Source organism: Cyclobacterium sp. 1_MG-2023, from assembly GCF_030546805.1.
GTDB lineage: Bacteria > Bacteroidota > Bacteroidia > Cytophagales > Cyclobacteriaceae > Cyclobacterium.
On the sequence record NZ_JAUOPC010000012.1, the window covers coordinates 229,781 to 242,266 of the forward strand.

12 protein-coding genes are annotated in these 12,486 nt (G+C 38.3%); 7 read left to right on the forward strand and 5 right to left on the reverse strand.

Annotation, left to right across the window (positions count from 1 at the left end; genetic code table 11):
- Window positions 1–2: 2 nt before the first annotated feature.
- The 3 genes from Q4534_RS18675 to Q4534_RS18685 all read right to left on the reverse strand — a co-directional run bounded on the left by Q4534_RS18675 (window position 3) and on the right by Q4534_RS18685 (window position 2,106).
- Entirely contained in the window at window positions 3–1,094 is a 1,092-nt protein-coding gene (locus Q4534_RS18675; RefSeq protein WP_303614671.1) for an AI-2E family transporter, read from the reverse strand.
- A 133-nt stretch (window positions 1,095–1,227) separates the two neighbouring features.
- On the reverse strand, window positions 1,228–1,581 hold the full coding sequence (locus Q4534_RS18680; protein WP_303614672.1) for a DUF3276 family protein: 354 nt from the start codon (window positions 1,579–1,581) through the stop codon (window positions 1,228–1,230).
- A gap of 177 nt (window positions 1,582–1,758) precedes the next feature.
- Complete coding sequence (locus tag Q4534_RS18685; RefSeq protein ID WP_014018211.1) at window positions 1,759–2,106, reverse strand: 4Fe-4S dicluster domain-containing protein; 348 nt, start codon at window positions 2,104–2,106, stop codon at window positions 1,759–1,761.
- A 215-nt stretch (window positions 2,107–2,321) separates the two neighbouring features.
- Between Q4534_RS18685 and Q4534_RS18690 the strand changes: the two genes are divergently transcribed.
- Window positions 2,322–3,338: an acyl-CoA reductase gene (locus tag Q4534_RS18690; RefSeq protein ID WP_303614673.1), complete on the forward strand. Its 1,017-nt coding sequence runs from the start codon at window positions 2,322–2,324 to the stop codon at window positions 3,336–3,338.
- A gap of 319 nt (window positions 3,339–3,657) precedes the next feature.
- Here Q4534_RS18690 and Q4534_RS18695 read toward each other — a convergent pair whose 3' ends face one another.
- Window positions 3,658–4,602: a tetratricopeptide repeat protein gene (locus Q4534_RS18695; protein WP_303614674.1), complete on the reverse strand. Its 945-nt coding sequence runs from the start codon at window positions 4,600–4,602 to the stop codon at window positions 3,658–3,660.
- A gap of 356 nt (window positions 4,603–4,958) precedes the next feature.
- On the opposite strand from Q4534_RS18695, the gene Q4534_RS18700 reads away from it, so the two are divergent.
- The 6 genes from Q4534_RS18700 (at window position 4,959) to Q4534_RS18725 (ending at window position 12,092) form a co-directional block, all read left to right on the forward strand.
- Window positions 4,959–5,147, forward strand: a complete 189-nt coding sequence (locus Q4534_RS18700; protein WP_303614675.1) for a CsbD family protein — start codon at window positions 4,959–4,961, stop codon at window positions 5,145–5,147.
- Between the two features lie 490 nt (window positions 5,148–5,637).
- Window positions 5,638–6,603, forward strand: a complete 966-nt coding sequence (locus tag Q4534_RS18705; protein ID WP_303614676.1) for a 3-hydroxyacyl-CoA dehydrogenase family protein — start codon at window positions 5,638–5,640, stop codon at window positions 6,601–6,603.
- Window positions 6,604–6,607: 4 nt separating this feature from the next.
- Complete coding sequence (locus tag Q4534_RS18710; protein WP_303614677.1) at window positions 6,608–7,921, forward strand: aspartate aminotransferase family protein; 1,314 nt, start codon at window positions 6,608–6,610, stop codon at window positions 7,919–7,921.
- Window positions 7,911–8,828: a 3-hydroxyacyl-CoA dehydrogenase family protein gene (locus tag Q4534_RS18715; RefSeq protein WP_303614678.1), complete on the forward strand. Its 918-nt coding sequence runs from the start codon at window positions 7,911–7,913 to the stop codon at window positions 8,826–8,828. The genes Q4534_RS18710 and Q4534_RS18715 overlap by 11 nt, the downstream gene beginning before the upstream one ends.
- 25 nt (window positions 8,829–8,853) lie before the next feature.
- Window positions 8,854–9,588, forward strand: coding sequence for a phytanoyl-CoA dioxygenase family protein (locus Q4534_RS18720; RefSeq protein WP_303614679.1), 735 nt, complete (start codon window positions 8,854–8,856; stop codon window positions 9,586–9,588).
- Window positions 9,588–12,092, forward strand: a complete 2,505-nt coding sequence (locus Q4534_RS18725; protein ID WP_303614680.1) for a sodium:solute symporter — start codon at window positions 9,588–9,590, stop codon at window positions 12,090–12,092. Before Q4534_RS18720 ends, Q4534_RS18725 begins: the two co-directional genes overlap by 1 nt.
- A 191-nt stretch (window positions 12,093–12,283) precedes the next feature.
- On the opposite strand, the gene Q4534_RS18730 is transcribed toward Q4534_RS18725, so the two are convergent.
- A partial coding sequence (locus Q4534_RS18730; RefSeq protein WP_303614681.1) for a hypothetical protein occupies window positions 12,284–12,486 on the reverse strand: 203 nt, incomplete at its 5' end.

A 12,486-nucleotide genomic window follows, 5' to 3' on the forward strand; every position in this document is an offset into this window, starting at 1 on the left:
TATTAAATCTTATCTATTCTAAATATTCTGTATTCTCTATACCCTTTGTAAAATTCCTTTATAGAAACCCTAAATATAGTATAAACCGGTATGGCGAAAATCATACCCAATACACCGGCAATTTTTGCCCCCACAAAGATAATAACAAATATTTCAAGAGGATGTGCTTTTACCGATTTCGAAAAAATAAATGGCTGTAAAACCACATTATCACAAATCTGTACCACAGAAAAAACAGTCAATATCTTGAATAAAAAGAAATACACTTCATTGGCAGTATTAAAGTCTCCCGTAGACAAGCCTACTAAAACACCAAAAGTAGCACCTAATAATGGGCCTGCATAGGGAATTAAATTGGCCACCGCAGCAAATACCGCAATGGTCATTGCATATTGAATATTACCTATGGTCAAACCCACTGAGGCAATGGTGAAAATCACCGACATTTGAATTAACAAGCCAATCAAATAATTGGATAGCAACCTTTCCACCTTGTGAAAAGTAGCCACAGACAGTTCAAAGTATTTATTCGGGATGAAATTCAATAGATTTCTTCGCAATAGGCCATTTTCCAGAAGCAAAAAAAAGGTGATAAAACCTATAGCCAAAATACTTATAAAAAAGCTGCTTGTAGTAGAGATTACCCCATTGATAAAGCCCTGAAAATTCATCTCATTGATTCTATCAATCAAGCTGTCCTTAACTTGCTGTATCAAATACCCCGGTTCATTATCAATTAGGTTTAATTGGATCAAGATAGCTTCCAGGTTTTCTATCGGTCTTTGAATTTGATCATAAAGATAATTGACATCCAAATCCTTCAACAATTCTACCTGAGAGCGAAACAAAGGGATAAATAGCAATACTAGGAAAAACACCACAGAAATAATGGCGATAAAAGAAATCAAAATAGCCATGGCACGGGGAATATGTTGCCCCATGATAAAAAGGTTATTGATCTTATTGGTTAAGGGCCTGAGCGCCGCGGCAATGACCAACGAAAATATAAAATACAGGCTTATATTGGAAAAATACCATCCTAATACAAAGACTAGAAGGGTGGCAACAATAGCTGTTAAAATTACCTTTAGCATGGCTCAAAAATAACAAAAAAATCGAACCCTGTATCATGCATTCTTCTAATTGAAGAAAAACATTTCCAAGGTTCGATTGGTATATTTTGTTGGTCTAAATGTCCTAAGCCGTTCTAGGTAGAACAGAGAGGGATTAATCCCATTTTAAATCTTCACCAAACTTATTGTTATTTTCACTATTTGTTTCGGTAGTTTGCGGTTCAGAATCAAACTGAGAAAAGTCAAAATCAGACATCAGGTCATTCTTAACATGATCAACAGCCTCCTGTAGGGCATCTACGAACTTACCAAAATCTTCCTTATACAAGAAAATCTTGTGTTTCTCATAATAGAAATTGTCATCCTTGATTTTCCTTTTGCTCTCAGTAATGGTCAAATAGTAATCATTGGAACGGGTGGCTTTAACATCAAAAAAATAGGTTCTCTTACCTGCCTTTACCCTTTTGGTGAAAATCTCATCTCTTTCGTAATCTTTATTATCTTCCACAATCCAAATATTTAATTATTTATTTAAAAATTAATTTAATGCCAAGTTAAATCAATTCAAATATTAAATTCAAGTTATTCCTAATTTTTTTCTTAAAATTATGGGATATTCTTCAAAATACCTATTGGAAAAGACAATTTTTTGACTACAAAATTTTGATTTTGGTCGTATTTAAGATTATTCTCCGTGAAGGAATTTCTTTTTGGCAATTAGCTCCTCTTCAGTCTCTCTGTTGTCCGGATCATCTACACAGCAATCTACCGGGCAAACTGCCGCACATTGAGGTTCCTCATGAAAACCAGTACATTCTGTACATTTCTGAGTAACAATATAATAAAACTCATCAGAGACAGGCTCTTGACTTTCATCACCATCTACTACTGTGCCATCCTCAAGTTTTACCTGGTCTAACTCAGTACCACCACTCCATGTCCATTCTATTCCCCCTTCATAAATGGCGGTATTAGGGCATTCAGGTTCACATGCACCACAATTGATGCATTCGTCTGTTATCATTATTGCCATTGTGCTTCATTTTTGATTGAACGCAAAACTACTAACCAATTCACAATCTCACAAGCAAAATGATTCTCCTTTCGAAAAATATCTCATAGACATTATTTGTTATACTAACTATTTGAATTCATTTATTCATTTCCTTTCCTTCTTTATAATTATATTTGGAAGAAATTTAAGCAACCGCTACGGTATAAAATAAAACATGTACCCACTATTTAATTATGGATGTAAATCAAAGAGTAACTATTCTAGCTTCATTAGGTAAGCACTTGCAAAATTTAAGCGAGGAGTCAAAAGCTGAATTGTATGCTAAAATGCAAAATTACAACAATTGGTTTACTCCCAGTCAATCAGAAAAAGCCCTAGAAGGAATCTGCCGATACCTCGATCAACAACAACTGACCAATTGGGTTCAATCCTATTCCTTCGATAATAGCACTCTTCCCAAAGACATTGGCATCATCATGGCCGGCAATATTCCCGGTGTTGGGTTCCATGACTTGCTCTGCACCTTGGTAGCCGGGCACAAGGCAAGGATAAAATTGGGATCCTCAGACAATATCCTAATCCCTTGGCTGGTGGATCAGTTAAAGTCCATATCCATTGAACTGGCAGAAAATATTTCTTTTGAGGAAAGACTTAGTGGCATGGATGCCTATATCGCCACAGGAAGTGACAATTCTGCCAGGTACTTTGACTACTATTTCGGAAAATACCCCCATATTATTAGAAAAAACAGAACTTCTGTCGCCATTCTCAACGGGGAAGAGTCTGAAGCTGATTTAGAATTGTTAGCCAAAGACATCTTTACTTATTATGGTCTTGGCTGTAGAAATGTCTCCAAGGTTTTTTTTAGCAATGCTTCTCAAATTCAAACATTTATGAAAGCCATGGAGAAAGAAAATAAAGTCTCGGAACACCACAAATACTTCAACAATTACGAATACAACAAATCCAAGTACCTCATCAATAGTGTACCTCACTATGATAATGGGCACCTACTTTTGGTAGAATCAAAAGAGCTGGTATCCCCAATTTCTGTTATTTATTATGAAATCTATGCATCTCTTCCTGACCTTAAAAAAGCTTTAGCGGGATTGGAGGATAAAATCCAGTGCTTGGTCTCTAAAGATGGCTGGTTTGATGGCAGTATTGCGCTTGGTTCTGCTCAAGACCCTGAGGTCAATGACTATGCTGACAAAGTCGACACATTAAAGTTTCTTTTGGAACTAAATTGAGAACAAAATTTAGTTCCAATTCACGTATAGTAAAGGGCAAAGAATTTATTTTAAACGAAGCTTTAAGCCTTGATACAAAAGTTTTGATTGAATAAATTTGCATGTATTTCTGCAGAGAGAAAGCCCTTATAAAAAACACTTTTTCTGGCCATTATGTGCCAGCTCATGTTCATAATAATCGGAAGGCTACAATGGAAATTGTGGCCTTCCCTTCTCCCTGACAAATACATGCTACTAGCTGACAACCTTACTATTTTTGCAACAGCCCAAACCTAGGAAAAAACACCTATTCTACGATTTTTTGGCTTTCTTTACCGGATCAATCTGTATCGAAATTACCTTTTAATTGGGGCAAATATTCAGAGAGAAGTGGCATTTCAGGGTCCGCTTGATAAGCCTCATTTAAAAACTTGCTGGCTAAAGCCATCTCCCCTTTTTTAAAATAATAAATTCCTTTGTTTCTTATAGCGTAATAATTCTTATTATTTTGTTTCAAGCTTAGGTTAATGTCTTCCAATGCTTCTTCTGGTCGGCCAAGGTACAATTTGTAAAGACCTCTATTGTTGTAATAATAAGACTGGTCTTTGTCTAGAAGGATGGCTTTTTCCACTGATTCAAGTGCTTTACTGTAAGCCTCATTTTCAAAGTGAATCAAAGACCAAAGGTTGTGTAATTTACTCTCAGCCGGATCCAGATTTTTAGCCTTTTCAAGATCTAAAATTGCAGCATCAAGTTGGCCCATATAGTAATAGACCGTAGCACTATTGATGTATAATTCCGCATTTTCAGGATTAATTGCAATAGCTTCCTTAAAGGCTTTTAGTGCTTCTTCGTAAGACTTCATGGCAGCATGAACCAATCCTTTAATGAAGTAGGCTTGTCCATCTCCATTATTAATTTTAAGCAAGGATTCAGTATCTTCTAAAGCTTTATAGTTTTCTCCAAAATCAAGATGGGCAATAGCTCTTTGTTGCAATGCCGGTACATAACCGTTGTCAATATTGATCGCTTGAGAATAATCATCAATGGCCTCCACATATTTTGCTTGTTGATGCTTGGCCATGCCACGGTTGTAAAATGCGTCTTTGAATCCGGGATCTATCGCCAGCGCTTCATCATAATAAGTAATTGCCCCTTTATAATTCCCTTCCTTCAATTCATTGTTTCCTTTCAACAAAAACCTTCCCTTTTTGTCTTCATTTGATGTACAGGATAAGGCCATAAGGCATACCAAACCAATCAAAAATATCTTTTCCTTTATCATCTACTACTAAATTAATTTTACTCAACAATTGAAACAAAAACTAAAAGGGAATGGTGCGGTCATTTTAAATTTACTAACCACTATCTATCCCTCCCAAAAGACCCTGCCCCAATCTTTGCTATTGCATTAAATGAGGTTTTTATCCAGCTTATGCCTTCGATGCATTCTATTCAAATACATCTTTCCTATTTCGCTTACAAAGGTAACAACAAACTACTTGAGAGCATAGGTAAAAATAGTTTAGAATAGCGTTTAAAGAGAAATTGCAATCTCTTAGTGGCAACTTGGTATGGATATTGCACAAAATAGATCAATAACAATAAGTATTAATCTATAATAAATAAAATAAAAATATTATGGCATCTAATTTAGAATTAAAAGGAAATTGGAACGAAATGAAAGGTAAGCTTAAAGAAGAATACGGTGAACTTACCGATGATGATTTGGCTTATGCTGAGGGTCAGGAAGATCAACTTCTTGGTAAATTGCAGCAAAAAACAGGAGAAAGTAAAGAAAAACTTAAAAAGTTTTTATTCTCAGAGTAACAATCTTAGACTGCATCAAGCTCGGTAAATTTTTACCGGGCTTTTTTTTTGCCTTATCCTACAATTTATCACCACCCCTCGCTCTTTTACCAGAAATATCAGGCACCCTCATTTTCTTTAAGCCAATTTAAAAAAAAAAATTCTACAATTGGCATTTAATACAAGTAAAATCCCGAATTTCACATGTTCAATCAAAACCAAATTCAGGTTCTGTAAGGACTTCGGTTGAATATCAGGCTACAATTCTACCCAAGCTGAGATAAGTTTTGATTTATCTCCTGAAATGAAGTAAAAAACACACCCAAGATTTGATTGTTAAAAAAAGAACCATGAATAAATCAATGGAATAAAAAATAGTATCACTTTTCCACATAATATTAATAGCGAATTTAACAGATCAATAATAAATTTGACCAAAAGCACGTCTATTGAATCTCAGCCATCAAAACAGGTTTAAATAGGCAATTTTAAAACAACCCAACATATATCATTGAAAGAGAATAACAATTTTTCATCCTTAGAAATAGGTGTAGTAGGTTTAGGATTAATGGGCACAAGCATATTGGTCTCCCTCTTGGTAAGTGGACACAAAGTAATAGGCATTGCACCACTTCCGGCAGATATGGATGGTGCTATGGATCGTATAGAGAGCCAATTGAATCATGCAGCTGAAGCAGGCCTATTAAAAGAAGCTGTCAGCCATTATCTTGGACGGCTCCATCTTTCGGAAGATTATAATAAACTAAAACATTGCCGCTTGGTGCAGGAATGTGTGACGGAGGTCATTTCCATAAAGACTGAGGTTTATAAGAAAATCAATAAACATACAGCAGCCTCCACCATTATTGCTACCAACACTTCAGCCATTCCAATCAGTGAATTACAAGAAAATGTAAAATTCCCTTCTCAATTTATTGGGATTCACTGGGCAGAACCGGCTTATATGACACGTTTCTTGGAGGTTACCAAAGGAGCTTTGACCGATGAAAAAACTGCAGAATGGGTACTCTCCCTCTCCTATTCATGGAAAAAAGAACCCACCTACCTTAAAAAAGATATTCGAGGATTTGTTACCAATCGAATGCTTTATGCAGTATACCGTGAAATGTTTGCTATTTTAGAAAATGGGGAGGCCTCTATGGAGGATATCGACAAAGCATTCAGGTATGATGCAGGATCATGGATCACTTATATGGGGCTTTTTAAGAGAATGGACCAACTAGGCTTGTCTGATTTCAAAGAAATCTTTGACAATTTATTTAAAGAACTAGACAATTCTTCAACTGTTCCGCCAACCATGCAAGAAATTGTGATACAAAAAGGTAAAGGAATAAATAACGGTAAAGGATTTTACAACTATACAAAAAAAGAAGCTGCAGCATGGGAAGAAGCCTTTAAAAGCTTTAACCACGAAATTTTCCAATTGGCAGCGCAATATCCGGAATTAAATCAATAAAATAATGACTACAGAAAAGTACCAGAAATCCGCAGACCTTCTCGCCAGAGCAAAAAATGTATTGGCAGGAGGAGTTTCCTCAGAATTTAGAAAATACAATCACCCCCATGCTTTATTTTACAGCCATGGAAGTGGCACTCGCATTTATGATGTGGATGGAAATGAATACAGGGATTTCACATTAAGTCAAGGCCCTTTGATCTTGGGCCATTCCCATCCTGAAGTACTGAAAGCCGTTCATGATTATTCATCCAAAGGGCAATTGTTTGCAGGACAGCATATCATGGAGCTTGAATTGGCAGAGAAGCTTCAGGAACTTATCCCTTCTGCAGAAATGATGCGTTTTTGTTTGGATGGATCTGAAGCAGTTCAAACTGCATTTCGAGTAGCCCGATCGAAAACAGGTAAAAGCAAATTTTTAAGGTTTGAAGGACATTACCATGGTTGGTTAGACAATGTTTGTTTTGGCATTTCCACTCCGTCTCCTGAAGCTTTGGGACCAAGAAAAGCCCCCACCCCAAGCCCTTGGAGCCAAGGTTTGCCACCGGACGCTATCAATGAATTTCATTTACTCCCTTGGAATGACTTGGATTTAGTTAAGGCTAAATTGGAGGAGAGCCACCATGAAATTGCTGCGATTATTACGGAGCCTATCATGTGCAACAATGGCTGCATTGTACCCAAAGAAGGATTTCTACAGGGTTTGAGGGATTTGTGTGATGAGTATAACATCGCCCTAATTTTCGATGAGGTAATTACAGGCTTTAGGATAGGACTAAAGGGAGCCCAGACCTATTTCGGCATTACTCCGGACATGTCCATTTTTGCTAAAGCCATCGGTAGTGGTTATCCAATCAGTGCCATCGTGGGTAAAAAAGAATGGATGGAGGAAATTTCCTCCGCAAGGGTGATACATGCCGGTACCATGAATACGGCCAATCCAACTGTAGCCGCAGCCATGGCGACGGTTTCTGTTCTTGAAAGAGAAGATCCTTATGCCAAAATGTACGAATTAGGAGATCAGTTAAGAGCCGGATTGAAAGAACTTGCCAAAAAAACTGGCCACAATATGATTATTTCCGGAATTGGCCCAATTATTCATACTGGGTTCTCGGAAGGAGAAGCTCTCAGTGAATTTAGAGATGTATTGAAGTTAGACAAAGCCAAATTGGGACAATTCATTTCAGGTTTGCATGACGACGGCGTTCGTGTCATAGGAAGGGGACTTTGGTACCTTTCGGCGGTTCACACCGAAGAAGACATTCAATATGCTTTAAAAAGTGTTGAGCGGGTACTGTTAAAAATGAATGAAAAATAAAATGATCCCTTCAGAAATTAAAATCTTTTTGGTGGGTGAAGGAAAAAACCTATCCGGAATTGCCTTATGTTTGGGCAATTCCGGACATAAGGTTTCTCTTTCGGAAAATCCATTGCCTAACAACCACTTGTCAAAGGCCATGGAAGCACAAAAAAATATTTGCATAGACCCAAACTATTCCTCCTTACCAAATGCTGACCTGGTTATCATTCAATGCCCTGAAAATAAAACGCTAAAAAGGGCGCTTTTAGGTAAAATATCAGGTCTAGCCTCTGAAACAACACTTATAGGTATCAATTCTGAAAGCTATACTTTAACAGAATTACAAGCAGGTTTCCCAAACCCTGAGCGACTAATAGGCCTCAACTGGGTGTATCCCGCACACCAAACTTTATTTCTAGAAATTATTTCCAACGAAAAGACAAAGGCTGAACCGGTAGGTGAATTAATGCAATTGGCTAAGGCTTATTGGGACAAAGATCCCTATTTGCTAAGCAAAGGAAAAGGAATTAGAAGCAGACTGCTGGCAGCGATGGCCAGAGAATCATTTCATCTGATAGACAAGGGTTATGCTGAACCTATAGATATCGACAGGGCTTGCCGCAATGATCCCGGCTATTATTTGCCTTTTGCCGGAAACTTCCGGTATATGGATTTAATGGGGACATTTATTTATGGCTTGGTGATGAAAGACCTTAACCCGGAGCTTTCAAACGAAAAATCAAGCTCAGAATTAATAGATGACAAGATAAAAGCCGGCAAATTAGGCATGGACAAAGGTGAGGGATTTTATTCCTACCCAAAAAATGAAATGCTAAATAAGGAAGAAGATTTTTTAATTTTTAATAAGAAAATTAAAGCACTTATGGACAAATACCCTTTTCAGGAGCATAATGATGTAATCTAAACCAAACCATAAAAAAACTAATTTTATGAAGGGCACAACTAAAATGAAATTTGAAAAAGAAGGTTACCTGTATTTTCCGGAATTTCTAAGCATCTCTGAAATTGACACCATAAAGTCAAAATTAAATGAAATTGTGGATAACAAGTTGCATGAAATCCCTTCGGCGCATTACAAATTTGAAGATGCGGCAAATAAAAAGGGGATTAAAATGATCCAAGATCTACAATTATATGATCCATTTTTTGAAAAAATTCTCTTGGAAAGTAAATTCTCTGCTCTGGCAACAGCGCTGCTCGGAGAATCGGTAATCGGTAAAACAGTGGAATTCTTTAACAAACCAGCCAAAATTGGCAAGGGGACTCCACCCCATCAAGACGGTTATTATTTTATGTTGGACCCTATGTCTGCAGTAACTTTTTGGGTTGCTTTGGAAGAAGTAGATCAAAATAATGGTTGGGTGAGCTATGTTAAAGGCTCTCATTTAAATGGGGTAAGAACACATGGTAGGTCTGGAACCATAGGTTTTTCACAAGAAATCTTAGATTTCGGGACTCCTTCAGATCTGGAGAATGAAGAATTCATCGCAACAAAACCGGGAGATGTGCTGGTCCATCATGCCCTTACCATTCATAGAGCTGCTCCCAATACCAGTTTGGATAGAAGTCGAAAAGCCTTGGGTTTGATCTATTTTGGTGCCTCTGCCAAAGAAGACCTTGATGCAAAAAAAGCTTATTTAGCCTCATTAAATAAAATTGATTAATGAATTCCTCCCTCAAAAAATTCGCTTTATATAGTTTCCTTTTAATTGCTTCAATCGTCTTTTTTTCTTGTGGAGAAAAAAGTAATGTCCTCACAGAAGACGATAAGAACCTTTCTTATGAGGTGCTAGACAAGGTGATGCATGAGGAAGAACAATGGGTGAAAGTTCATGCTGCCGAATACAAATTACAAGTAGGGGATCCCGAGGGAGTATATGAAACATTTTTAGAGCAGCTTGATAAATTTGGGGAGCTTCCTCCATATAGGATAGGCATTTGGAGGGTGCTCGCTAAATCTGCCCTCACTAAGCAGGAAAGACAACAGTACATTGACAAAATCTTGGCGGTTTTTAATGATCCACAAGCTACAGATAGAATTCATGCAGCTGAAACCTTGGCTAAACTCGGAGTTCCCGTTAGCACATTAGCGAAAGCTACTACTGAGGAAATTCTCAATGGAGAAAAAGGAAGTTTATGGGTATATACCCTTTGGGCAAGCATGCAGGGAGAAGAAAATGACAACAACCCATTGTTAGAAGCCTTAATATCAGGCATTCCGGAAGAAATACCTAGACTACAGGCTGCTTATGCCTTGAAAATGGAAGGGGAAATCTCTGAAGAAAGCTGGAAAAAACTGGCATCATTAGCCCTTGATGAACCTGACAATTCTATCGCAAAGGTTCATTTATTGACAGCGGCATATTATTGGACAGGTACAGAAAATCAATATTCAGCTCCTTATAAAGCAATTGAAGCACAAATTTTAGCCTTGCAGCACAGTGAAAAAAAGGGGGATAGAATGGCCTTGGCCATGGCTATTTCTCACAAAGGGGACTGGAAGCACCAACCTCTATTGCTTGGCATGCTCCGCAATGACGCTCCAATAAAAAATGAGGTCAATGAACAGGACGCTGCAGCAAATGCAGATGTGATGGCAACCGCTGCCTTTGCCTTGCTTCATATGGAGCAAACTACCCACCAATTGTCCACTTTTGATTGGGTAATTGTACTGGTGTATATGCTGGGAATGATGCTTATTGGCTATATTTTCTCAAAAAAGAACAAGAACGAAAAAGATTTCTTATTGGGTGGTGGAAAAATGAACCCGGTGGCCGTGGGTTTATCCTTGTTTGCCACCCTGCTCAGCTCCTTGAGTTATCTCTCCTACCCCGGTGAGATGATTAAATACGGGCCGGTTATTTTTTCAGGAGTTTTGGCCTTTCCATTAATCTATTATATCGTAGGATGGTTCCTAATTCCACGTTTCATGAAATTAAAGGTGACTTCTGCCTACGAAATCCTAGAAATCAATTTGGGTGTCAGCATTCGATTACTGGCTACTTTTTTATTCTTATCCCTGCGTTTTCTTTGGATGGGTACCATAATTTTTATTACGGTGAACACAGCCATTATTTCTATTTTCGGATTTGAAGACAGTACCTCTAACATTCTTTGGATAAGTATAATATTAATTGGGGTAACCATTATTTACACCACCATGGGCGGCTTAAAAGCCGTGGTCTTCACAGATGTGATTCAATCCTGTGTACTGCTGGGAGGTGCCTTCCTTACCCTGGTCTTGATAAGCATTTATTTTGGATCCGCTACTTCATGGATACCCACACATTGGTTGGATCACTGGGGTGAATACAAATGGGGAATAGACGCTAGGGAGCGGCTGAGTATAGGCAATGCCTTACTGATGACCGTCATTTGGTATGTGGCTTCATCAGGTTCTGATCAAATGTCCATTCAGCGTTTTCTCGCTACGGAAAATATTCAAACCGCAAGAAAAACCTTTGCCGTCTCATTGATCACCTCTTTTGTAGCACAATTTCTTTTGGGGCTTGTTGGCCTTGCAGTGCTGGCCTATTTCCTGGACAATCCGCAATTTCTTAGTGCCGGAGAGTCAGTAGCTACCCATGCAGACATTTTGTTTCCAAAATTTATTTTGGTAGGGCTCCCCATTGGGATTTCCGGATTGGTCGCAGCAGGAATATTAGCTGCTGCTATGTCCAGTTTATCCTCCGGACTAAGTGCTACCTCCTCTGTGATTTCTGAAGACCTCTTCAAAAGATTTTCAAGGAAGGCAAAACCTAAAAAAGTTAATCAACTCAAAAGGATTAGAATTCTATCTCTTTTTGTTGGTATTTTCACCCTTGCCCTAAGTCTCTTGATTAGCCGGGTGGAAGGCAATTTGTATGATGTTGTTGTCAAGGTGGTAAATCTTTTTGTTTCCCCACTTTTTGTGTTGTTTTTTATGGCGCTTTTTATCCCTTTTGCAACAGCAAGAGGCGTATTGATTGGTGGATTGATAAGTATTGCAGTGGCCATTGCTGTGGCCTTCTTTAAATTTATGGGAATAGAAGTGCTCTTTATTACTCCTGCTTCACTGTTTTCCGGAATAGTAGCAGGTGTAGTGTTCAGTTATATTGACCATAAATTTTTAGGAAATCAGGAAACCATGCAAAAAAGAAGTGAGAAAATTATTGACCAAAGTAAATAACTAGCTTGCTGGTTTTGTAAGCAATAGTTCTATCGTACCTTTCACCCCATAGTGGATTTTCGCGATTATTGTAAGTCTTCTTTTTTTGGTATCCAATTAATTTTGTCTAATTCAGTTCAGGTACGGCTTCCAACTCCCACGCCACAGCGAGCAGGTGGATTATTACGTAACTGTAAACCTATAATATCTCTTTACCCCGGTGGCTGAGCAGAGCCGATACCTAACGGCCGCGTGAACTCAATACCCGGTGGCTGAGCAGAGCCGATACCTAACGGCTGCGTGAACTCAATACCCGGTGGCTGAACGGAGCCGATACCTAACGGCTGCGTGAACTCAATACCCGGTGGCTGAGCGGAGCCGATACCTAACGGCTGCGTGAACTCAATACCCGGTG

What these genes read in the sequence shown, in the direction of transcription:
- Q4534_RS18675 (WP_303614671.1), bottom strand. Translation starts at nt 1,094, where the DNA reads ATGCTAAAGGTAATTTTAACAGCTATTGTTGCCACCCTTCTAGTCTTT.
- Q4534_RS18685 (WP_014018211.1), bottom strand. Translation starts at nt 2,106, where the DNA reads ATGGCAATAATGATAACAGACGAATGCATCAATTGTGGTGCATGTGAA.
- Q4534_RS18690 (WP_303614673.1), top strand. Translation starts at nt 2,322, where the DNA reads ATGGATGTAAATCAAAGAGTAACTATTCTAGCTTCATTAGGTAAGCAC.
- Q4534_RS18695 (WP_303614674.1), bottom strand. Translation starts at nt 4,602, where the DNA reads ATGATAAAGGAAAAGATATTTTTGATTGGTTTGGTATGCCTTATGGCC.
- Q4534_RS18700 (WP_303614675.1), top strand. Translation starts at nt 4,959, where the DNA reads ATGGCATCTAATTTAGAATTAAAAGGAAATTGGAACGAAATGAAAGGT.
- Q4534_RS18710 (WP_303614677.1), top strand. Translation starts at nt 6,608, where the DNA reads ATGACTACAGAAAAGTACCAGAAATCCGCAGACCTTCTCGCCAGAGCA.
- Q4534_RS18715 (WP_303614678.1), top strand. Translation starts at nt 7,911, where the DNA reads ATGAAAAATAAAATGATCCCTTCAGAAATTAAAATCTTTTTGGTGGGT.
- Q4534_RS18720 (WP_303614679.1), top strand. Translation starts at nt 8,854, where the DNA reads ATGAAGGGCACAACTAAAATGAAATTTGAAAAAGAAGGTTACCTGTAT.
- Q4534_RS18725 (WP_303614680.1), top strand. Translation starts at nt 9,588, where the DNA reads ATGAATTCCTCCCTCAAAAAATTCGCTTTATATAGTTTCCTTTTAATT.